General features: G+C 74.2%; 18 protein-coding genes. 9 read left to right on the forward strand and 9 right to left on the reverse strand.

Annotation, left to right across the window (positions count from 1 at the left end):
- The first annotated feature begins 86 nt into the window (after positions 1-86).
- Together Athai_RS28385 and Athai_RS28390 are read left to right on the forward strand one after the other, a co-directional pair.
- Positions 87-803 carry a 2OG-Fe(II) oxygenase gene (locus Athai_RS28385; protein ID WP_203964317.1) on the forward strand — a complete coding sequence of 239 codons (717 nt, stop codon included), beginning with the start codon at positions 87-89 and terminating at the stop codon, positions 801-803.
- A gap of 179 nt (positions 804-982) precedes the next feature.
- On the forward strand, positions 983-1,633 hold the full coding sequence (locus Athai_RS28390; RefSeq protein ID WP_203964318.1) for an alpha-ketoglutarate-dependent dioxygenase AlkB family protein: 651 nt from the start codon (positions 983-985) through the stop codon (positions 1,631-1,633).
- A 166-nt stretch (positions 1,634-1,799) separates the two neighbouring features.
- On the opposite strand, the gene Athai_RS34940 is transcribed toward Athai_RS28390, so the two are convergent.
- Positions 1,800-1,931, reverse strand: coding sequence for a hypothetical protein (locus Athai_RS34940; RefSeq protein ID WP_275422589.1), 132 nt, complete (start codon positions 1,929-1,931; stop codon positions 1,800-1,802).
- Between the two features lie 42 nt (positions 1,932-1,973).
- Positions 1,974-2,156 carry a hypothetical protein gene (locus Athai_RS28395; protein WP_203964319.1) on the reverse strand — a complete coding sequence of 61 codons (183 nt, stop codon included), beginning with the start codon at positions 2,154-2,156 and terminating at the stop codon, positions 1,974-1,976.
- 83 nt (positions 2,157-2,239) lie between these two features.
- Here Athai_RS28395 and Athai_RS28400 point away from each other — a divergent pair, with 83 nt between their 5' ends.
- The 3 genes from Athai_RS28400 to Athai_RS28410 are packed head-to-tail and all read left to right on the forward strand — an operon-like array spanning position 2,240 to position 5,217.
- A complete protein-coding gene (locus Athai_RS28400; protein ID WP_203964320.1) occupies positions 2,240-3,112 on the forward strand; it encodes a carbon-nitrogen hydrolase family protein in 873 nt (290 codons plus the stop codon).
- Positions 3,105-4,505, forward strand: a complete 1,401-nt coding sequence (locus tag Athai_RS28405; protein ID WP_203964321.1) for a sensor histidine kinase — start codon at positions 3,105-3,107, stop codon at positions 4,503-4,505. Before Athai_RS28400 ends, Athai_RS28405 begins: the two co-directional genes overlap by 8 nt.
- 55 nt (positions 4,506-4,560) lie before the next feature.
- Positions 4,561-5,217: a response regulator gene (locus Athai_RS28410; protein WP_203966375.1), complete on the forward strand. Its 657-nt coding sequence runs from the start codon at positions 4,561-4,563 to the stop codon at positions 5,215-5,217.
- Here Athai_RS28410 and Athai_RS28415 read toward each other — a convergent pair.
- Both Athai_RS28415 and Athai_RS28420 read right to left on the reverse strand, forming a co-directional pair.
- Positions 5,214-6,761, reverse strand: a complete 1,548-nt coding sequence (locus Athai_RS28415; RefSeq protein WP_203964322.1) for a sensor histidine kinase — start codon at positions 6,759-6,761, stop codon at positions 5,214-5,216. The two genes, Athai_RS28410 and Athai_RS28415, sit on opposite strands and share 4 nt — an antisense overlap.
- Before the next feature lie 2 nt (positions 6,762-6,763).
- Positions 6,764-7,468 (reverse strand): response regulator transcription factor, encoded by a 705-nt coding sequence (locus tag Athai_RS28420; RefSeq protein WP_203964323.1) that lies wholly within the window; start codon positions 7,466-7,468, stop codon positions 6,764-6,766.
- Positions 7,469-7,708: 240 nt separating this feature from the next.
- Here Athai_RS28420 and Athai_RS28425 point away from each other — a divergent pair, with 240 nt between their 5' ends.
- Positions 7,709-8,236: a hypothetical protein gene (locus Athai_RS28425; RefSeq protein WP_203964324.1), complete on the forward strand. Its 528-nt coding sequence runs from the start codon at positions 7,709-7,711 to the stop codon at positions 8,234-8,236.
- 63 nt (positions 8,237-8,299) lie between these two features.
- On the opposite strand, the gene Athai_RS28430 is transcribed toward Athai_RS28425, so the two are convergent.
- Entirely contained in the window at positions 8,300-8,725 is a 426-nt protein-coding gene (locus tag Athai_RS28430) for an FHA domain-containing protein (RefSeq protein WP_203964325.1), read from the reverse strand.
- 369 nt (positions 8,726-9,094) lie between these two features.
- Between Athai_RS28430 and Athai_RS28435 the strand changes: the two genes are divergently transcribed.
- Complete coding sequence (locus tag Athai_RS28435) at positions 9,095-10,504, forward strand: GGDEF domain-containing protein (RefSeq protein ID WP_203964326.1); 1,410 nt, start codon at positions 9,095-9,097, stop codon at positions 10,502-10,504.
- Between the two features lie 132 nt (positions 10,505-10,636).
- On the opposite strand, the gene Athai_RS28440 is transcribed toward Athai_RS28435, so the two are convergent.
- From Athai_RS28440 to eccB, 3 genes are all read right to left on the reverse strand, one after another.
- Entirely contained in the window at positions 10,637-11,683 is a 1,047-nt protein-coding gene (locus Athai_RS28440) for a hypothetical protein (protein ID WP_203964327.1), read from the reverse strand.
- Between the two features lie 10 nt (positions 11,684-11,693).
- Complete coding sequence (locus tag Athai_RS28445) at positions 11,694-11,996, reverse strand: hypothetical protein (RefSeq protein WP_203964328.1); 303 nt, start codon at positions 11,994-11,996, stop codon at positions 11,694-11,696.
- 130 nt (positions 11,997-12,126) lie between these two features.
- Positions 12,127-13,566, reverse strand: a complete 1,440-nt coding sequence (eccB, locus tag Athai_RS28450) for a type VII secretion protein EccB (protein WP_203964329.1) — start codon at positions 13,564-13,566, stop codon at positions 12,127-12,129.
- 345 nt (positions 13,567-13,911) lie between these two features.
- On the opposite strand from eccB, the gene Athai_RS28455 reads away from it, so the two are divergent.
- Entirely contained in the window at positions 13,912-15,756 is a 1,845-nt protein-coding gene (locus Athai_RS28455) for a type VII secretion protein EccE (RefSeq protein ID WP_203964330.1), read from the forward strand.
- A 105-nt stretch (positions 15,757-15,861) separates the two neighbouring features.
- Here the strand turns inward: Athai_RS28455 and eccD are convergent, their stop codons facing one another.
- Positions 15,862-17,268 carry a type VII secretion integral membrane protein EccD gene (gene eccD / locus Athai_RS28460; protein WP_203964331.1) on the reverse strand — a complete coding sequence of 469 codons (1,407 nt, stop codon included), beginning with the start codon at positions 17,266-17,268 and terminating at the stop codon, positions 15,862-15,864.
- Between the two features lie 119 nt (positions 17,269-17,387).
- Here eccD and eccCa point away from each other — a divergent pair, with 119 nt between their 5' ends.
- On the forward strand, positions 17,388-21,383 hold the full coding sequence (gene eccCa, locus Athai_RS28465) for a type VII secretion protein EccCa (RefSeq protein WP_203964332.1): 3,996 nt from the start codon (positions 17,388-17,390) through the stop codon (positions 21,381-21,383).
- The last annotated feature ends 78 nt before the right edge of the window (positions 21,384-21,461 follow it).

A 21,461-nucleotide genomic window follows, 5' to 3' on the forward strand; every position in this document is an offset into this window, starting at 1 on the left:
GGCAGCCGGCGGCAGGCTGGACGCATCGGCGCGCGGCGCGACAGCCGCCCGCGCCGCCGAAGGGGCCGTCGACCACGGGAGAGATCATGACCACCGATCGGTACGCCCGGAGGGTGGCCGCCGCCGACTGGGACGCGGTGGCCGGCGAACTCGACGAGTACGGGTGCGCGCCGCTGCCGCGACTGCTCACACCGGCCGAGTGCGGCCGGCTCGCCGCGCTGTTCGACGAGCCGGCGCACTTCCGCGCCACCATCGACATGGCCCGGCACCGGTTCGGGTCCGGCCGCTACCGCTATTTCGCGGCGCCGTTCCCGGAGCCGGTCGACGCGCTGCGGCACGCACTGTACGAGCGGCTGCTGCCGATCGCGCGAGACTGGTACCGGCGGCTCGGGCGGGACGCGGAGTGGCCGGACACGCTGGACGAGTGGCTCGCGATCTGCCACGACGCCGGGCAGCGCCGCCCCACCCCGATCCTGCTGCGCTACGACGCCGGAGACTGGAACGCGCTGCACCGCGACCTGTACGGCGACAAGGTGTTCCCGCTGCAGGTCGTGATCAACCTGAACGATCCGGGGGTGGACCACACCGGCGGCGAGTTCCTGCTGGTCGAACAGCGGCCCCGGGCCCAGTCCCGGGGCACCGCCAGGCTGCTCGGCCAGGGTCACGGGCTGGTGTTCACCACCCGGGACCGGCCGGTCGCGTCGGCGCGCGGCTGGTCGGCCGCGCCGGTACGGCACGGGGTGTCCGCGGTCCGCTCCGGCCGGCGGCACACCCTCGGGCTGGTCTTCCACGACGCGACCTGATCGTGGCGGGTCGCCCGGCGACCCGCGGTACTGCAGGCCGCGGGAACGCCGCGATCCTGCGAGCCGCGGGAGTGCCGCGGTCCTGGGGGCCGCGGCCGGACCACCGCGGATTTGCGGGTTGCGGGAACGCCGCCGGCCGGGCCGGCCGGCGGCGACCGAAGCAGAGGGAGGATGGGCCGGTGACGCTGCCACTGTTCGGGATCGGCCGGCGCGAGGTCGCGCCGGGCGCCGTGCACCTGCCCGGCTGGCTGCCGCCGGACCGGCAGCGCCGGCTCGCCGACGCCTGCCTGCGGTGGGCGAGCGGGCCGGTACCGGCCCGGCACACGCTGCTGCCCGGCGGGCACCGGATGTCCGCCCGCACCGTGTGCCTCGGCTGGCACTGGCAGCCGTACCGGTACAGCCGGACCGCCGACGACGTGAACGGCGAGCCGGTGCCGCCGCTGCCCGGGTGGCTCGCCGAATGGGGCCGCGCCGCGCTGGCCGCGGCGTACCGGCGGGCCGACCTCGACTACCGGCCGGACACCGCGCTGATCAACTTCTACGGGCCGGACGCCCGGATGGGCATGCACCAGGACAAGGACGAGCGGGCCCGGGAGCCGGTGGTGTCGTTCAGCCTCGGCGACAGCTGCCTGTTCCGGTTCGGCAACCCCGAGAACCGGTCCCGGCCGTACACCGACCTGACGCTGGCGTCCGGCGACGCGTTCGTGTTCGGCGGGCCGTCCCGGCTCGCCTACCACGGGGTGCCGCGAATCGAGCCGGGCAGCTCACCGGATCCGGCGCTGCCGGCCGGCCGGATCAACATCACCCTGCGCACCACCGGCCTGGCCTGAGCCCCGAGGCCGACCCCCTCCTACGGCGACCCTTTGCTCTGCGCACGAATACGCACCACCCCTGGTGCGCTGAGGTAGGCAGAGCCGGCTCTGCGCACGCCGGCGCACCAGGGCTGGTGCGCTGAGGTAGGCAGAGCAAAGGGGAGCTGAAAGGCCTGATCGCTGCTCAGGAGTAACGCCGGATCAGAGCGGTCTCGGTAGCCGGGTCGAAGCCGTAGTCCCAGGACAGGGTCGGTTCGCCCAGCGCGAGATCGACGGCCCGGGTGTCGGCGGCGGTGGCCAGCAGGGTGGCCGCCATGCCGGCCGTGGCCGCCGCCGCGAAACTCCGCTGCTGCCCCGGTCAAGACGGCCTGACCAGCGGAAACATTCGGGTCGCCGTGTCGTCGGCCACCCGTGCGAGGCGCACCTCGGTGCCGGCCGCCGCGGCGCAGGTGCGGATCAGGACACCGACGAGCAGCGCCGGGGCCGGCTGGTCGGGGTCGGCCTGCAGCGCCACCGCACCGCCGCGCGCCGCTCGCCGCACCGGCGGCACCCGCACCACGCCGGGCGGGCCGCGGCGACGCGGTACGGCCGGTCACCGCCCGGACAACGACTAGGGTTCGAGGCATGGTGTGCGTTGCGGTCGGCCAGTTCTCCGCCGGTACCGACAAGGATGCGAACCTCACCGCGCTGGGCGCGCTGACCGAGCGGGCCGCGGCGTCCGGGGCGCGGCTGATCGTGTTCCCGGAGTACTCGATGTACGCGACCCGCGCGCTCGACACCGGCATCCTCGACTCGGCCGAGCCGATCGACGGCCCGTTCGCGACGAAGGTCGCCGAGCTGGCCCGCCGGTACCGGATCCGGGTGTTGTACGGGATGAACGAGGCGCTGCCGGGCGAACGCCGGGTGGCGAACACGCTGCTCGCGTTCGGGCCGGACGGGGAACCGCTCGCCCGCTACCGCAAGGTGCACCTGTTCGACGCGTTCGGTTTCGCCGAGTCCGACTGGGTGACGCCCGGCGAGCCGACCCAGCTGTGCACGTTCGACCTGGACGGCCTCCGGTTCGGCGCGATGACCTGCTACGACCTGCGGTTCCCGGAACTCGCCCGGCGGCTGACCGACGCGGGCGCCGAGGCGCTGGTGGTGCCGGCGCAGTGGGCGCCCGGCCCGCAGAAGGAGGACCACTGGCGGCTGCTGACCCGGGCCCGCGCGGTGGAGAACACCGCCTACCTGCTCGCCGCCGACCAGTGCGCGCCCACCGGTGCCGGCAACAGCGTCATCGTCGACCCGATGGGCGTACCGGTCGCCGGCGTCGCCGAAGCCGCCGGGGTCGCCGTCACCACGCTCGACGCCGAGCGGGTCGCCGCGGTACGGCGCCGGCTGCCGTCGCTGCGGCACCGCCGTTTCCGGATCACGGCCGGCGACCCCGAGACGGCCGGGGCCGCGGCGGGCACGCCCGGCAACCCCGCGCCGCTGCCGGATGCCGGCGGCGATGCCTGACCCGCCGCCCCGGGACGCCGACCCGGCACCCGGCGGCCACACCGACCGGGCACCGGGAGGCCCCACCGCCCGGCTCGCCGCGCGGATCGCCCGGCGGTGGCCGGCGGTGGTCGCGACACCGCTGATCGGGCTCGTCACGATGCTCGTCGGCGGCGACCGGGTACCCGGCCAGCGCCGCCCGCGGGGCTGGCCGTTGCTGGTCGGCGCCGTGCTCACGGTGCTGTTCGCGCTGGTCACGACCAACCAGGTGCGCGCGGAGTTCGGCGCGACCTCCCCGCTGGCGCCGCTCGGCGGGCTGCTGCTGGCGCTGCCGATCGTGCTGCTGGTGCGGTGGCCGCTGATGGCCTGGCGGCTGACCGTACTGACCATCCTGGCGATGCTGCCGGTCTGGCACGGCCGCGACTGGCCGGTACAACCGTTCCAGGTCATCCTGTACCTCGCCGCGATCGTCGCCGTCGGCCTGCGGCACAGCCGGGCCGTCCTCGCCTGGGTCTGGGCGGTCACGATGGTGCTGGTCTGGCTGCTGCTCTACCCGGTGAACGCGGACAACGCGATCGCCGCCACGGTGCTGAGCACCCTGCTGCTGCTCGCCGTCGGCGCGATCGGGAGCCTGCTCTCGGCACGCCGGCAGCTGGCCGTGGAGACCCGCCGAACCGAGGCGGAACAGCAGCGCAGTGCGGTCCTCACCGAGCGGGCCCGGATCGCCCGCGAGCTGCACGACGTGGTCGCGCACCACATGTCGCTGATCGCGGTCCAGGCCGAGACCGCCCCGTACCGGCTGCCCGGCCTGCCGACCGCGGCGGACGACGAGTTCGCCGCCATCGGTACCGCGGCCCGGCAGGCGCTGGGTGAGATGCGCCGGATGCTCGGCGTGCTGCGGGCCGAACAACCGGCCGAACGGACCCCGCAGCCCGGCCTGGCCGAACTGCCCGCGCTGCTGCACCAGGCACGCCGGGCCGGCGCCGAGATCGAGCTGCGCAACGGCGGGACCCCGCGTCCGGTGCCGGTCGCGGTCGACGTCTCCGGGTACCGGATCGTGCAGGAGGCGCTGTCCAACGCGCGGCGCCACGCGCCCGGGGCACCGGTGACGGTGCGGCTGGAGTACCGGCCGGGCGCGCTGGCGATCGAGGTGGTCAACGCCGCTCCGGACGCCCCGCCGGTGGCCGGCGAGCCGGGCCACGGCCTGCTCGGCATGCGCGAGCGCGCCACCATGCTGGGCGGCACCCTGTCCGCGAATCCGACCCCGGACGGCGGGTTCCGGGTCGCCGCGGTACTGCCGTGCGATCCGGACGACGCCGCCCCGAACGTCAGCGCGCCCGACGCCCCCGGACCGGGGGACGGTGCGGGGCCGGGCACCTCGGCGGCGGACGATCCGGACAGGGCAGGATCGTGACCGACCCGCCGGGGACGAAGCCGATGGAGGACCCGTGGACCAGCCGACGAAGGTGATGATCGTCGACGATCAGGCGATGGTGCGGCAGGGCTTCGGCGCGCTGCTCGCGGCCCAGCCCGACCTGGTCGTCGTCGGGGACGCCGCCGACGGCGCCGAGGCGGTACGCAAGGTCCGCGAGCTCGACCCGGACGTCGTGCTGATGGACGTGCGGATGCCGGAGCTGGACGGGCTGGAGGCGACCCGCCGGATCCTGTCCGGCGCCGCGCCGGGCGCCCACGTGCCGCGGATCCTGATGCTGACCACGTTCGACCTGGACGACTACGTGTACGAGGCGCTCCGGGCCGGTGCGTCCGGCTTCCTGCTCAAGGATGCGCCGGCGGCCGACCTGATCCAAGCGGTACGGGTGATCGCCGGCGGCGACGCGCTGCTCGCCCCGTCCGTGACGCGCCGGTTGATCGCCGACTTCGCGGCCCGGCCGCGCGGCGACCGGCCGACCCCGGCGGCACTCAACGCGCTGACCCCGCGGGAGACCGACGTGCTGCGGTTGATCGCGCGCGGCCAGTCGAACACCGAGATCGCCGAGTCACTGGTCGTCGCCGAGCAGACGGTCAAGACGCACGTCGGTCGGATCCTGGCCAAGCTCGACCTGCGCGATCGCGCCCAGGCCATCGTCTTCGCGTACGAGTCGGGCCTCGTCTCCCCCGGCGCCTAGCCCCGCCCACGCCCGGGAGTTGCCGGGTTCGCCGGGCGGACCGGGAGGGTCAGGCGGATCTCGACGCCCCGGCCCGGTGCGGTGTCCAGCGTGACGGTGCCGCGGTGCGCCTCCACGATCGCGCCGACGATGGCGAGGCCGAGACCGGCACCGCCGCCGGACGCGGCCCGTGCCGGTTCGGCCCGGAAGAACCGTTCGAACGCGCGGTCCGCCTGCTCCGGCGCCATCCCCGGCCCGTCGTCGGCCACCGACAGCACCGCGGTACCCGCCGCGGCACCGGTGCCGCGGCCCACCCCGACCCGGATCGAGGTACCGGCCGGAGTGTGCTTGACGGCGTTCCCGACCAGGTTCGCGACCACCTGGCGGAGCCGTTCGCCGTCCCCGATCACCTCGATCGGTCCGGGCTCCTCGGCGCGGGCGTCGTCGCGACCACCGGAGCCCAGGGCGACGAGTTCGATCGGGTGGTCCGGGTTGAGGGTGTCGGTGTCCAGCACGATGTCGGCGGCGAGGCTGGTCAGGTCGACCGGGTCGGCCGCCAGCGGTCGCCGCTGGTCCAGGTGCGCGAGCAACAGCAGGTCGTCGACCAGCCCGCCCATCCGGCGGGCCTGCTCCTCGATCCGGCCGACGATCCGGTCCGCCTCCTCGGCCGGCATGGTGCCGCGCTGCTGCCGGTACAGCTCGGCGTAGCCGCGGATCGTGGTGATCGGGGTGCGCAGCTCGTGCGAGGCGTCCGCGGCGAACCGGCGCATCTGCGCCTCGGACCGCCGGGCCGCTGCCTCGGACGCGGCCCGGTCGGCGAGCGCGGTGGCGATCCGCGCCAGCATCCCGTTCACCGCGGCGGCCAGCCGGCCCACCTCGGTACGGTTGCCGTGATCGGGCACCCGAACCGACAGCTCACCGGCGGCGATGCGCTGCGCCGTGGTCTGGATGCTGCGCACCGGGTGCAGGCTGAGCCGCACCAGCCAGAAGCAGGCCACCGCGAGCGCCGCGAGTACGGCCAGGCCGGCGCTCAGGTTGATCAACGCGAGCTGCCGGACCGTCGCGTCCACCTCGGCGAGGCTCTCCGCCACCACCACGTGACCGCCCGCCGGCTGCCGGACCGGGCGCACCAGCAGCAGCCACCGGGAACGGCCGGTGCCGTGCGCCGAGAACGGCCGCAGCAGCGGCACCGGGCGGGAGCCGGTCAGGTCCGGCAGCTCGGGCCGCTCGCCGGTCAGCGCCGGATCGCTGCGTTCCAGCACCCGCCCGTCCGGCCCGATCAGGTACGCGCCGAACGCGGACGGCACGCCGTGCGCGGACGGCGACACGCCGCGGCCGTTGGCGATCAGGGCACGCTCCGCGCGGGGCGCGGCGAGCCGCAACTCGTCACCGGTCTTCGCGACGAGGTGCCGGCGCAGCAGCGTGGTCCCGGCGTACCCGGTGACCCCGAGCGCGATCGCGACCAGCACCAGCACGCCGCACACCAGCCGCAACCACAACGGCACCCGGCGGTCCAGCCGGCCGAGGATCGACGGCGTCGCCGCGGGTACCGACGGGTCGGGCACGGTCACCCGCGCGGGGCCCGGAGCACGTACCCGATGCCGCGCAGGGTGTGGATCAGTTTCGGCTGCACGGTGTCCACCTTGCGCCGCACGTACGACACGTACAGCTCGACGACGTTCGTCTCGCCGCTGTAGTCGTACTGCCAGACGTGGTTGCGGATCTGCGCCTTGGAGACGACCCGGCCGGCATTGACCATCAGGTAGTGCAGCAGCCGGAACTCGGTCGCGGACAGGTGCACCGCGGTGCCGCCGCGCCACACCTCGTGGCTGTCCTCGTCCAGCTCCAGGTCGGCGACGGTCAGCCGCGAGGTGGCCGGCGCGTCCGGCGACGCGCGGCGCAGCACCGCCCGGATCCGTGCGACCAGCTCGTCCAGGCTGAACGGCTTGGTCAGGTAGTCGTCGCCCATGGCCAGGCCGCGCAGCTTGTCCTCGGTCTCGCCGCGCGCGGTCAGGAACACCACCGCCGGCCGCTGCCCCGCCGTACCGAGCTGTTTGAGCACGTCGAAGCCGTCCATGTCGGGCAGCATCACGTCGAGCACGATCAGGTTCGGTCGGAGCCGGCCCGCTGCCCGGACCGCCTCGGCGCCGGTATCGGCGGTGGCGACCTCGAACCCGGAGAAACCGAGGCTGCGGGCGAGCAGCTCGCGGATGTCGCGTTCGTCCTCGACGACCAGGATCCGATCGGCCGCCCCTCGCTCCGGTTCGCTCACGGCGTCACCGGGCTGGCACACACGTCGTCCACCATTTCCTCATCGTCGAGTCCCGTTCTAGCAGTTCGATGGGCGCTGGCTGGCCGGTTTCTATGAGTACCCGATCGGAAGATATGCCGCAAACCGGCCAGCGGGCGCCGCAAGGCCGGAGGTTCGTGGCATGGATGGGGGAGACGTCGGCGCGCACGCCGCCCATAAGCTGAGCGCAACACAGGGGATGCTTCGGGAGGGAACGAGATCATGAGCGACGACGGCTACGACACCTCGGTCGACGTGGACGGCAACGGCACCTGGGACGACCACTGGACCGAGTCCGACGGCCACGGCGGGCACTACGTGTACGCCGACATGAACGGCGACGGTCAAGCCGACTTCGTCGGCCATGATGTCGACTCCAACGGCACCATCGACTCGGCCGAGTACGACAACAACCACGACGGCTACTTCGAGCAGCACACCGGCGACACCAACGGTGACGGCTGGCAGAACACCGAGGTGTCCGACAACAACAAGGACGGCACCGTCGACGAGGCCGGCCAGGACACCAACCAGGACGGCCACTTCGACGAGCGGGTGTACGACCACAACGAGGACGGCAAGGTCGACGAGGTCGTGCTGGACCGCAACCTCGACGGCAGCGACGACTACGACGCCAAGGATGTCAACTACAACGGCACCACCGACACGGTGACGACCGACTCCGACTTCAACGGCAACTACGACACCGTGCAGTACACCAGCGGTGAGGCGAACCCGTTCGCCAGCTGAGCGTGCCACAGCGGAAGGCCCCGCCCTGGACAGGTGCGGGGCCTTCCGCTGCGCGATGCGCCGTCAGCGGCCGACGCGCAGCATCAGCCGGAACTTGCCGATCTGGATCTCGTCGCCGTCCTCCAGCACCACCGACTCGATCCGCTCCTGGTTCACGTACGTGCCGTTGAGGCTGCCGAGGTCGGCAACCGTGTACGTCCCCTCCGCGACCCGCACCTGGGCGTGCCGCCGGGACACCGTCACGTCCTCCAGCCGGATGTCGGACTCGGGATGCCGACCGATCGTCACCATCGGGCCATCGACCGGATACCGGGTCCCGAGGCCGGGGCCGCGCACCGTCACCAGCAGCGCGGTACCGGCCGGCGGCCGGTCGGTCTCCGGCGACGCCTCGATGTCGCTCGGGAACGTCGTCCGCTCCAGCCGGGTCGTGGCGTCCAGTGGCCGAACACCGTCGTCCAGCTCCGGGCGCCGTTGCAGGCCTTCACCCATGCCATACCTCCCGAGCCGTCATCGGAGGCCGACCGGTCGGGGAGCGACAGTCAGCCGGGGCCGAGTTCCCCAACCCGTCACCGCGATCCCACTCTAGGACCCCCCGGGGGTCCCGCACGCCGGCTGTATTCGCCCCCGTCCGGGCGGTCGTGTCCGACCCGCCACGCCCACCCGGGCATCGGCCGGACTCCCCCGCGTGCCCGGCCCCGTCGGCCTCCCCTCGTCAAGCCTGACAAACAACGGTGAGATCGCGCAATGCCCGGGTGTGGCGAACCGTGCACCTGGCCGGCAACAGCTTGCATCGTGCGAGATGCGGCCATACCGCCGACGAGCACGCCAAACGATCGGACGCCACACGCCGGAAGGGACATGACGCGCTGGCGTTCGCGTGCGACGATCTGGGCCCGGACCATCGAACTGCGCATCGCCACCCGCGGGTGGCGGGAGGGGTGTGTTCAGACGGCGACGAATCGGGTGCAGGTACGGCAGCGCGGCATCCGCGGCTGGGCGATCTGGTCCGCGCCGGCGCCCGCCCGTGCGATGGCACTCACCGTGGACGCCGTGGCTCTGGTGCTCGGCGTGGCCGCCATCGCGTTCCGGCTCGACCGGCCGCAGATCGTGCTGGCCCCGCTGCTGATCTGCGCCGCGGTCGCGATCGAGGGCGCCCGCCGGGTGGAGCGTGCCCGCCGATCCACCGGCACCCTGCACAAGGACCTGCAGAGCGCCTGGTCGCTCGCGGCGGCGCTGCTGCTGCCGGCCGGTGTCGCGGTCGTCGCCGCGGTCGCCATGTACGCCTGGTGGCGGTTCCGCGCCGGCCGGTGCCGCCCGTTCGCCTGGGTGTTCAGCTGCTCGATGACGCTGCTCGCGGTGCTCGCCGCCGGCACCGTCTACCACCTGACCGAGTCGGGGCTGCGGGACGTGCCCGCGATCGGCGGCCTGTCCAGCACGGTCGGCGTGCTCGCGGCGGCGCTGGCGTACGAGATCGTCGACGTGGCGCTGTGCGGCGCGCTGATCCTGCTGCTGTCACCCGGAACCAGCCGAGTCGAGGCGTTCGGCGACCGCACCACCGCGTCGATCGACGCGGCCGCCCTCACCTTCGGCGGGCTGGTCTCGATCCTCGCGCTGTACGAACCGTGGGCGATGCTGCTCGCGCTGCCCGGGGTGGTGCTGCTGCAACGGGTGCTGCTGGTCGACCAGCTCGCCGCCGACGCCCGGACCGACACCAAGACCGGGCTGTCGGTCGCCGGCTGGTGGCACGAGCGCGCCAGCGCCGAACTCGCCGTCGCGCACGCCCGCGGGACCAGTCTGGCGATCCTGGTCGCCGACCTCGACCACTTCAAGCGCATCAACGACGCGTACGGGCACCTGGTCGGTGACGAGGTGCTGCGCGCCGTCGGCGACGCGTTCGCCGCCGGGGTCCGGGGCAAGGATCTCGCCGGCCGCTTCGGCGGCGAGGAGTTCGTACTGGCGCTGCCGGAGACCAACGCGGACCGGGCCGCCGCCGTCGCCGAACGGCTCCGCGGCCGGATCGCGACGCTGCAGGTGCCGAGCCGGATCGAGGTGGCGGACGCGGAGCCGGTGCGCGGGCTGAGCGTCTCCATCGGCGCCGCCGTGTACCCGGACCACGCCGACACCCTCGACTCGCTGCTGCGGGTCGCCGACACCGCGCTGTACGCGGCGAAGGCCGCCGGCCGCAACCGGATCTCGGTCGCCGGCTCGCCGGCGACCGGCCCCACCCAGCGTGCCGCCGACACCCCGGTCGACAGCGACGCCAGCTGACCGCCCCGCGGTTCCTCGGCCGGCGGTTGCGCGACGCCGCGCGGTCACTCGATGCGGCGCGGTTGCGCGACGGCCCGGTTGCGTCTCGGCGCCCGGTTGCGTGTCGGCGCCCGGTTGCGCGACGGCGCCCGGTTACTCGATCAGGCCGGGAGGCGCCTGCCGGGCCTGCCAGACCATGTCGTCCTCGGTCAGCCAGGTGTGGTGCTCGTCCGGATCGTCGATGCGGCGACCGGCCGACGAGCCGACCATCGGGTTACCGGCCCGGCCCGCCAGCGGCTCCTCCCCGGCGGCCCCGGGAGCCAGCCGCGGATTGCCGGGCGCACCGTTGGCGGCGGCGAGGCCGGACCCGACCGCCACCCCCGGCGTGGTGGGCAGGGCGCCCGAACCGGCACCCGGCACGGCACCGACACCGCCCGGTGCCAGGCCCGCCGGACCGGCACCGCCCGCACCACCGGCGGGCAGGCTGACGCCGGAACCGGCCAGCTCGGTGCCGTGCAGGTGCGGCGCGGTGATCTGCACGGTCGGCACCTGCCCGGCGGTGGTGGTCGAACCGGCACCGTTGCCGTGTCCGGTCGGCGGCACCGCCGACGGGCCGGCACCGGCGGTGGACCGGCGCAGCGACACCTGGCTGGTGGAGGCGCTGCCCGGCAGGTCCGCCGGCGCCGGCGCCACCTGCGCCGGGAAGGTGGACTCCGTCGTCACCTGCATCTGGCTGCCCAGCGAGGCCATCACCACCTGCGCCGCGTCCGATGCCTGCTTGCGCACCGGGATCTGGTTCAGGTAGCCCTGGCTCGCGCCGACCGTGCCGTCCGGCTCGACCGCGTTCGGGTTCAGCACGTTCTTGGTCGGCACGTCCGGCATCTGCGCCTGGGCGTCCGCCACCAGGTGCGCCACCGCGTTCAACCCGAGGGACAGCCGGCCCGAGGTGTCACCGGCGTCGCTGGAGCAGCGCTTGGTGGCGGACAACCGGCGGTGGAACTCGTCCGCGGCCGGGCCGGACCAGTCGCCGTGGCCGATCGTCGCGTCCAGCGCCGCGGTCAGGTCCGCCAGCGCGCGCGACACCCGGTGCCAGGCCACCACATGGGTGTCCTCCACGTCCTTAGGCCGGGCGGAGTCGAGCATGGCCCGCAACTGCTCGTGGCTGTACTGCTGGTAGCTGTGGTCACCCACGTGGTCCATCGCCGTCCCCTCAGACCGTGTGCCGGTCGACGTCGTGGTGCGTGCCGCGCTCGACCGCGTCGTACGCCTCGGCGATGGTGGCGTTGCCGTCCCGCAACGCGACCAGCGCGCTCTGCAGCTGGGTCAACCGACCCAACATCTGCTCCTTGGCCTGGGCGTGCCAGGCGATCACGTCCTGGGCGTGCGGGGAGGTGCCGAGCGGCGGGGATCCGAGGTCGCTCAGCCCACCGATCGCGTCGGCCAGATCGGACACCCGGTCATCGAGGGTGCGCACGCTCTGCCGCAACGACGTCGTGTCGACATGAAGACTCATCGATCCTCCGAAGACGGTGGTGCGGTGTGAATCGGGCGACAGGTGACGCCCCGACCGGGTGCATACGTTATCGGGTCGATGCAACACTCCGCTGCGCCCAGGACGCAAACTGTCACGGGAACTGCCGCCGTTACTTCCGGCTCGGCGACGGGGACGGCGAGGTCGGCGTCGTCGACACGTACTGGCTCGCCTTCTTCTGGTCCAGCACCGGCCCGGCGGGGACGAGGTCGATCAGGTTCTCCGGCAACGACACCGGCGTCACGTCGCCGTAGCCGAGAGCGGTGCGCGCCTCGTCGTCCGGCACCGCGTACCGGATGCCCTGGTCGGTGACGACGTAGGTGGTGCTGGTCGACACGCCCCGGGCCGCGGCCGGTGCCACCAGCGCACCGCCACCGCCCGGGACCAGTACCGCGTCGGCGGTGAGGGCGCCCGTGTCGTCGACGCCGCCGGCCGCGGCCTGCTCGGTGCCGGTCAGCGCGTCCGGGGCGCTCCGGTACCGCTGGATGGTGGTGCCGCCACGCCCACGCCACGACACGCACAACGCCGCCACCTGGCCGTTGTCCCTGGTCGCCAGCACCGGCTGGTGGTCCGGCAACCCGGGTACCGACAGGTCGCGCTTGGACGACGGGACGTTCTTGTAGTCCGCCGGGCTCAGCTGCTGCGGCGAGGGCAGACCCTGCTTGCCCAGCAACAGTTCCTCGACCGGTTGCGACACCTGCGCCAGCCCGTCGTCGAGCAGTACGAAGAACTGCTCGCTGTTCGCGGCGCTGGTCAGCCGGTACACGGTACCGATCTTCGCCGGGCCCGCGCCGACGGTCGGCCCGGACCTGCCGAGATCGGGGATCGTCGGCGCCACCAGGTCGGGTCCCGCCGGGATCGCGTTCAGGAACGCCGGAGCCACCGCGACCTGCGGCGCCGTACCCCAGCCCAGCGAGGCCAGCGACTCCCGGTTCGGGATGCGCAGCCGCTGGCCGTGCCACAACAGGGCCGGCTTCTCGCCGGACGCGTGCACGATCACGCCGAGCCGACCCAGATCGGTACCACCGAAGTTGCGGTGCACGGCCACCGTGACCCGCGGCGTACCGGTGGTCACGTCACCGGTGTCGTTCGCGGAGCAGACCGACCAGGGCAGCGCGTGCAGCGAATCGGCCGCCGGCAGGGCGTCCGGTGCGCCCGCGATGCCGACCGGCCGGCCCCGGGCCACCCCGGCCAGCGAGGTCGCCGACACCGTCGTCGTGGTCGGCGCGGCGTTCTTCAGCACCAGCCGGGCGGACGCGTAGTTGAGCACCGGGTGCAGCCGGCCACCGCGGTAGACGAACCGGGTGCCGGTCTCCTTCTCCACGATCAGCACGTCACCGCTGCGCCAGGACGTGTTGCCACCCGGGCGGACCAGCCCGTACACCCCGAAGCCGGCGAGCACCAGGGCACCGACCATGACGCTGGCGAAGGTGGTGAGACCGGCGCGGCGCAGCGGCGGGTCCGCGACCTCCGGATCACCGCCGAGCAGCGCCGAGACGATCCGCCTGGTGACGAACCGGTACGCCCGGATCTGCTCGCGACGCGACCGCATCGCCACTCCTCCCACTCGATCCGCGTGCCCGCTCGGTGCGCGAACCCGTCGGCACATACGATGAGGCCCGCCCGAACCTCGGCGGTGGGCGGAGCCTCCGGTGGCCCCCGGCGTACGCCGACAGGCACCGACGAGCGTTGTATCGGATCGCCGCAACCGGGCGCAAGCGGGCGGTCACGATCGACGGTGCCGGCCGGCGAACGGACCGGCGCGGCCCGGCAGACTATGGTGCACCAACCGTCAGTCACAGCGGAGGATCACGGCTCCATGAGCACCGGCAGGACGGCGGCACCGCGGGGTACCGAGACCCCGAACCGGGGCACCGCCACGGGACCGCGACCGACCATGGACGACAGGTTGGCCGGTCGCAGCGGCCCGGCCGGTACCGAGTTGCCTGCGCTACGGGCGCTGCCGGCCGGCCGGCGACGGCTGCCCGGTCCGGCGGTCGGGCAGCTCGTCGCGGTCGAGATCGCCGCGTTCGCGGTCGCCTTGGTCATCGGCCGCGGTCTGCTGCTGCCGGTCGTGGTCACGCTCGCGGTGCTGGTCACGGTGGTGTTGCTGGGGCGCTGGCGGGGACGCTGGTGGTACCAGCAGGTTCCGTTGCGGCTGCGGTACCGCCGGGCCCGGCGCGGCGCGCGCGGCACGCTCGACCCGCGCCGGGGTGCGTTGCGGGAGCTGGCACCGCGGTTGTCCGCCACCGACGTGACCGAGCGCGACGCCACCTACGGTCTCGGCTACGACGGCACCGGCTGGTTCGCGGTGATCGAGGTACGCGACGCCGCGGTGCCGCTGTCCGCGCTGGCCGAGCTGCTGGACGAGCGGCTCACCCGGGTGACGGTCAGCTACCGCTACCGGGCCGCGCCGACCCCGCGGCTGACCGCCTGGGCGCCGGCGGCGATGTCCTATCAGGACGGTTCGGCGAAGCTGGCCGGCCGGGTGCCGCCCGGCGACGCGGCCACCCACCTCTGCCTGCGGCTGGACACCGCCGACGCGGTCACCGCGGCGGACAGCCGCGGCGGCGGTACCGCCGGGGTCTCCCGGGCGCTCGCCGCCGCGCTGCGCCGCGCCGAGCGGGTGCTCTCGGCCGTCGGCGCCCGGCACCGCACGCTGCGCGCCGACGAACTGCTCGCCGCGCTGACCACCTCGGTCGGGCTGGCGCCGGTGCCCGCCCCCGGCCGGCGGATCGCGCCCGGCTGGGACCGCTGCGACGTCGACGGCTACCGGCAGGTGTCGTACCAGGTGACCGGGTGGCCGCCGCGGGCCGGCCGGCTGGACGCGCTGCTCGCCACCGGGCCCACCGCCTGGACGACGCTGACCCTGGTACTCGGCCCGGGTACCGGATCGAGCGGCCACGATGCGCCGCCGCTGCGCGGATACCTGCGCGTCGCGGCGCCGCCGGACGCGTTCGGCCCGGCCACCGAGGCGCTGGCCAAGGCGGCTGCGCTGCACGGCGTCACGCTGCGCCGGCTGGACGGGGAACAGCACACCGCGCTGTACGCGACGGCACCCACCGGCGCCGAACCGCCGGGTACCGCGGTGCACGCCGCACCGGTGGCGGCGCTGGACCGGCTCGCCCCGGCGGTACCGGCCGGCGGGTTGCTGCTCGGCCGCGACCCCGACCGGCAGCCGGTGCTGGTACCGCTGTTCGGTGAGCGGCCACGACGCGTGCTGCTGATCGGCTCGATCTGGCCGACCCGGCTGGTACTGCTGCGTTGCCTCGCCGTGGGTGCCCGGGCGCGCGCCTCCGCGGGTACCCCGGACTGGGTGTCGCTGGGCCGCTGGGCGACGGGCGCAGACCACTGGGTGCTGCCGGCGGGCGCGCCGGTACCGGCGGCGCATCCGGCCGCGCCGGTGCTCGTCGCGGTCGACCCGACCGGCCCGGCCGCGCCGCCGCCGGTGCCGTGGCAGACCGTCGCCGCCACCGCGACCCGGCCATCGGCCGCGCTGCTGTCCGGCGCCGACCTGGTCCTCACCGGCAAGCTGCTGCCCGCCGATGCCCGCCTGCTCGGTACCGCGTTCGGCCTGCCGGACGAGCAGCTCGGCCTGTTGAGCCGGATGTACGACGACATGGTGGCGATCGTCGAGCCCGGCAGCGTCCGGTTCTGCTGGCCGACCCCGACCGCGGTGGAGGCCGAGATCCTCACTCCACCCCGCCGCCACCAACCGGCCCTCGGCGCCCCGCCCCGCTGACCCACGCCCCGCCCCACCCGTCGGCCCGGTCGATCACGGTGTCATCTCGTCGGGAAGCGCTTGCCCAGCCGGACAATGCCACGATCAACCGCAGCGGGGGTGGGGTCAGCCGTTGAGGGCGCGGATGACGGAGTAGAGGCCGCAGACCGCGAGCACCAGCGGCACCACGGAGAGGCCGAGCACCACCTCGACGATGTCCAGCACCCGGCCACCGACCGGGGTGGCGCGGCGACCGGCGGCGGCCAGCCCGTACCCGCCGCCGGCGGCACCGACGACCAGCAGCGCGGCGACCGCGACGGCGACCCGCACTCCGGCGGACAGCGCGACCGGCCCGAACGAGCCGACCAGCACCATCCCGGCGAGCAGCACGGCCAGGCCGAGCAGCCCGGCCGACAGCAGCGGCAACCGCTGCGTCAGCACCGGAAACACCCGGCACCGGCAGAGCAGCACGACGCTCGCCACGAACGCGAGCGCCGGGCCGGCCCAGCCGCCGCCGGCCACCAGGACCGGGAAACAGCCGACCAGCACCGCCGACGCCGCGGCGAGCAACGCGGTCAGGTAGTGCCCGGCGGTGACGGTGCGCGCCAGCACGTCGGCACCGGCGATCTCGACCGCGTCGGACTTCAGCTCGTCCACGGTGACCGGGATCGTCGGCACCGGCAACCGGGCCAGCCGGAACGCCGACATCGGCAGCACCGGCAGCGCGCCGAGCACGACCGCCGCCAGGACCGACGCGGTGGCCGCGGCGGGCACCCCGAACGCCAGCACCGCGAACGCGGCCAGGCACAGCGCGAAGACCGCGAGCGCGGCGCCGACGAACGCGGGCACCTGGTAGGCGACCGCGATCGCCCCGAGCACCAGGCACAGCAGCGTCACCATCGCGCCGAGCAGCACGGCACCCGCGCCGTACCGACCGGGTGCCGGGGCAAGCAGCAGCAGGCCGCCGGCGAACCCGTACCCGGCGGCGAGGGCCGCCGCGAGCAGCCCGGCCCGGGCGTCGCCGACGGCACGGGCCAGCACGGTCGCGGTCACCAGCAGCAGCGCCGCCACCGCGAGCCCGGCGACACCGCCCGGGATCGGCGGTGCGGCCAGCGCCAGCAGGGCGGCGCCGAGCAGCATGGCACCGGCGAGCACGCCGAGCCCGAAGCGCCGGGTGGTGGTGGGCGACCAGCGCCGGCTGTGCCCGTCGACGCCGGCCGCGATCGCGTCCACCACGTCGTCGAACACGACCTCGGGCGCGAGCTGTTCGCGCGGGGTGAAGTGGAGTTCCTCACCGTGCTTGATGGCGAGCTGGGCCGGGGTGCGGTCGGTGGCGAGCGGGCTGCCACCGAGCCGGGCGAGCGCCCAGCCGCCGTGCACCACCCCGGCCCGCGCCACGTCCTCCCCGACGTAGCGCAGCAGGGTGGGCAGCAGGTCGGCGAGCGGCAGGTCGTCCGGGATGGACAGATCGACGCGCGTCTTCGGCGCCACCACGGTCACCCGGGTGAGCCCGGCCCCGGTCGCTACTGTCACCTTTCCGTCCCTTCCCGTACCACCACGGCATTCCGTGCGGTGTGCAGAGTACCTACGATGGCCAACGCTGGGTATCCCGGTGCACACCAGGCGGTAGGAGAAGTGGGAAGGTATCGCGCGTGACGAGCACGATCGTGGTGTCCCGGCCGGCCCGACGGCACGGACCGACCCTCCCTTCCGGCGAACTGACCCTGGAGGCACCACCCGAAGTACCCGAACAGTTACCACGCGGCATCGGGCAGTTGTTGATGCTGCTGCCGATGCTCGCCGGCGCCGGCGCGATGGCCATGCTGTACACCGGTCGCGGCGGCACACTGTCCTATGTGGCCGGTGGCCTGTTCGGGGTGTCGATGCTCGGCATGTTCTTCGGCTCGATGTCCGGCCTGGGCCAGGACAAGACCGCGCAACTGGACGCCGAGCGCCGCGACTACCTGCGCTACCTGGCGCAGATGCGGCGCCGGGCCCGGCGCGCCGCCGCGCAGCAACGCGCCTCGCTGATCTGGACCCACCCGGCACCCGACGCGCTGTGGTCGATCGTCGCCGGCGGCCGGCTCTGGGAACGCCGGCAGACCGACGCCGACTTCGGCGCGCTGCGGGTCGCGGTCGGCACCCAACGGATGTCGGTGCACCTCGGCACCCCGGAGACCAAACCGGTGGAGGACCTGGAACCGCTCAGCGCGATCGCGCTGCGCCGGTTCACCACCGCACACACCAACTCGCTCAACGTCCCGGTCGCGATCGCGATCCGGTCGTTCAGCCGGATCGCCCTGCGCGGCGCCGAACCCACCGTGCTCGCGCTGGTCCGGTCGATGCTCTGCCAGTACGCGGCGTTCCACGCCCCGGAGGACGCCCGGGTCGCCGTGGTCGCGAGCCCCGACCGGCGGGCCCGCTGGGACTGGGTCAAGTGGCTGCCGCACGCCGAGACGCCCGGCGGCGGCCAGCTGCTCGTCGCCGGCTCGCTGCGCGAGCTGGAGAACATCCTCGGCGAGGAGGTGGCGAACCGGCCGCGGCACGCCAAGTCCGCCGAGCCGCTCACCGAACGCCCGCACCTGCTCGTCGTGCTGGACGGCGGCGAGGTCAGCGCCGACGCCCAGCTGTACGGGGCGGGCGTGCAGGGCGCCACGCTGCTCGACCTGTCCGGCCAGATCCCCCGCGACGCCGACAGCTGGCTGCTGGTACTCGACGTGTCGGCGCAGGCGGTCACGCTGTTCCGGGGCGAGCAGAGCGCGTACCGGGCCAGCGACGACGACCTGGCCGGCCTGCAACACGAGACCCTCGGTACCCCGGATCTGCTCACCGACACGCAGGCCGCGGCGTTCGCCCGCGGGCTCGCCCCGTACCGGTTGAGCGGGTCCGGCGGGTCGGACGAGCCGCTCGCCACCACGTTCGAGCTCTCGGATCTGTTGGGGTTGGGCGATGCCGCGGCGCTGGACCCGACGCTGAGCTGGCGGACCAGGCCGGAACGGGAACGGCTGCGCATCCCGATCGGCGTCGGCCCGGACGGCGCGCCGGTCGAGCTGGACGTCAAGGAGGCGGCGCAGGGCGGCATGGGGCCGCACGGCCTGATCATCGGCGCCACCGGCTCCGGCAAGTCGGAACTGCTGCGCACCCTGGTCCTCGGGCTGGCTGCGACGCACTCGTCCGAGGAACTCAACTTCGTCCTGGTCGACTTCAAGGGTGGTGCGACGTTCACCAAGCTGGATGCGTTGCCGCACACCAGCGCCGTGATCACCAACCTGTCCGACGAGCTGCCGCTGGTGGACCGGATGAAGGACGCGTTGTCCGGCGAGCTGGTGCGCCGCCAGGAGGTGCTGCGGGCGGCCGGCAACTACGTCTCGCAGCGCGACTACGAGCGCGCCCGGCGGGCCGGCGAACCGCTGGAACCGTTGCCCGCCTTGATGATCATCTGTGACGAGTTCAGCGAGCTGCTGGCCGCCAAGCCCGACTTCATCGACCTGTTCGTGATGATCGGCCGGCTCGGCCGGTCCCTCGGCGTGCACCTTCTCCTCGCCTCCCAACGCCTGGAGGAGGGGAAGCTGCGCGGCCTGGACACCCACCTGTCGTACCGGATCGGGTTGCGCACCTTCTCCGCGATGGAGTCCCGGATCGTGCTCGGCAACTCGGCCGCGCACGAGCTGCCGAACGCGCCCGGCCACGGCTACCTGAAGACCGACACGTCGACGATGCTGCGGTTCCGCGCCGCCTACGTGTCCGGGCCGTACCGGCAGGTGGGTTCCGGCGAGGCGGCCCAGCAGCGGGCCGGGCGCAGCATCGCCGCGTTCCGGATCGACCTGACCGCACCGGCCGAGCTGCCGGTCGGCCCGACCCCGGCCCCGGCACCGGCCGAGCAGCCGGCACCGCTACCGGCGCCCAAGGACCAGTCGACGGTGCTGGACGTGATGGTGTCCCGGCTGCGCGGGCACGGCCGGCCGGCGCACCAGGTGTGGCTGCCGCCGCTCGGCGACCCGCCGGCGCTGTCCGAGCTGCTGCCGCCGCTGTCCAGCGATCCGCAGCTCGGCCTGACCCCGACCGACTGGGCGCCGCGCGGCCAGCTGCGGATCCCGCTCGGCGTCGTGGACCGGCCGTACGAGCAGCGCCGCGACGTGCTGTGGGCCGAACTCGACGGCGCCGGCGGCCACGTCGTCGTGGTCGGCGGCCCGCAGTCCGGCAAGTCCACGCTGGCCCGCGCGCTGATCGGCGGCCTGGCACTGACCCACACCCCGCGCGAGGTCCAGGTGTACTGCCTGGACCTCGGCGGCGGCGCGCTCTCCTCGCTGCGCGACCTGCCACACGTCGGTTCGGTCGCCACCCGGCGCGACCCGGAGCTGCTCCGCCGTACCGTGGCGGAGTTGACCGGGCTGCTGGCGGAGCGGGAGGCGCGGTTCGCCGAGGCGGGCATCGACGGGATGCCGACGTTCCGCCGCCGCCTCGCCGCCGGCACGCTGCCGGACGAACGATTCGGCGACGTGCTGCTGGTGGTCGACGGCTGGGGCACCGTCCGGTCGGAGTTCGGCGAGCTGGAGGAACGGATCACCGACCTCGCCGCCCGCGGCCTCGGCTACGGCATCCACGTGGTGATCACCGCGGCCCGCTGGGCGGAGATCCGGCTCAACCTGCGCGACCTGCTCGGCACCAGGTACGAGCTGCGGCTCGGCGACCCGGCCGAGTCCGAGGTGGACCGCCGGCTGGCCGCCTCGGTACCGGAACGTTCCCCCGGCCGTGGCCTCGCCGTGGACGGCAAGCAGTTCCTCGTCGCGGTGCCCCGCATCGACGGCGTCAGCAGCACCGAGGACCTGGCCGGCGGCGTGTCCGGCCTGGTCGACTCGGTCGCCAGCGCGTGGAAGCACGCACCGGCACCGGCGGTGCGGCTGCTGCCCCGGATGTACCAGTCGGCCGACCTGCCGCGACCGGACGACCCGGCCGGCGTCCCCATCGGGCTGTCCGAGCAGGACCTGGCGCCGGTCCGGCTCGACTTCGCCACCGAGCCGCACATGGTGCTGGTCGGTGACACCGAGTCGGGCAAGACCGCGTTCCTGCGGATGCTCGCCGGGCAGCTGACCCGGCGGTACCGGCCGGAGCAGGCCCGGATCATCGTCGGCGACTACCGGCGCACCCTGCTCGGCGCGGTGCCCGAGTCGCACCTGTTGGAGTACGCGCCGTCGTCGGACGCGCTGCGCAGCGCGCTCGCCTCGGTCGCCGACGCGATGCGCAAGCGGCTGCCCGGCCCGGACGTCACCGCCGAGCAGCTGCGCACCCGGTCCTGGTGGCGTGGGCCGGAACTGTACCTGCTGATCGACGACTACGACCTGGTCGTCACCGGCAGCGGCAATCCGGTCGCCGCGCTCGCCGACCTCGTCCCGCAGTCCCGCGACATCGGCCTGCACCTGATCCTGACCCGGCGCATCGGCGGCATGTCCCGCGCCATGTACGAGCCGATCGTGCAGTCGCTGCGGGAGCTGAACATGCCGGCGATGATGCTGTCCGGCCCGCGCGACGAGGGCATCCTGTACGGCAACCGGCGCCCCGAGCCGCTCCCGCCGGGCCGCGGCTGGCTGGTCCGCCGACGGGACGGCGCCCAGCTCGTCCAGCTCGCCTACCAGCCCCCCATCGACTGACCCTGAGGAGACCCGATGGTGCGCGACGCACCCGAAGGCGGCGGCGCCCAGTACCACTTCGACGTCGAGCCGAGCGAC

Source organism: Actinocatenispora thailandica, from assembly GCF_016865425.1.
In the GTDB taxonomy this organism is placed as follows: domain Bacteria; phylum Actinomycetota; class Actinomycetes; order Mycobacteriales; family Micromonosporaceae; genus Actinocatenispora; species Actinocatenispora thailandica.

Bases quoted from the DNA above. Each gene is read 5' to 3' on its own strand.
- Athai_RS28425 (WP_203964324.1), top strand. From the start codon at position 7,709: ATGAGCGACGACGGCTACGACACCTCGGTCGACGTGGACGGCAACGGC.
- Athai_RS28430 (WP_203964325.1), bottom strand. From the start codon at position 8,725: ATGGGTGAAGGCCTGCAACGGCGCCCGGAGCTGGACGACGGTGTTCGG.
- Athai_RS28410 (WP_203966375.1), top strand. From the start codon at position 4,561: ATGATCGTCGACGATCAGGCGATGGTGCGGCAGGGCTTCGGCGCGCTG.
- Athai_RS28440 (WP_203964327.1), bottom strand. From the start codon at position 11,683: ATGGACCACGTGGGTGACCACAGCTACCAGCAGTACAGCCACGAGCAG.
- Athai_RS28405 (WP_203964321.1), top strand. From the start codon at position 3,105: ATGCCTGACCCGCCGCCCCGGGACGCCGACCCGGCACCCGGCGGCCAC.
- Athai_RS28455 (WP_203964330.1), top strand. From the start codon at position 13,912: ATGGACGACAGGTTGGCCGGTCGCAGCGGCCCGGCCGGTACCGAGTTG.
- Athai_RS28445 (WP_203964328.1), bottom strand. From the start codon at position 11,996: ATGAGTCTTCATGTCGACACGACGTCGTTGCGGCAGAGCGTGCGCACC.
- Athai_RS28385 (WP_203964317.1), top strand. From the start codon at position 87: ATGACCACCGATCGGTACGCCCGGAGGGTGGCCGCCGCCGACTGGGAC.
- Athai_RS34940 (WP_275422589.1), bottom strand. From the start codon at position 1,931: ATGGCGGCCACCCTGCTGGCCACCGCCGCCGACACCCGGGCCGTCGAT.
- Athai_RS28435 (WP_203964326.1), top strand. From the start codon at position 9,095: ATGACGCGCTGGCGTTCGCGTGCGACGATCTGGGCCCGGACCATCGAA.
- Athai_RS28400 (WP_203964320.1), top strand. From the start codon at position 2,240: ATGGTGTGCGTTGCGGTCGGCCAGTTCTCCGCCGGTACCGACAAGGAT.
- eccB (WP_203964329.1), bottom strand. From the start codon at position 13,566: ATGCGGTCGCGTCGCGAGCAGATCCGGGCGTACCGGTTCGTCACCAGG.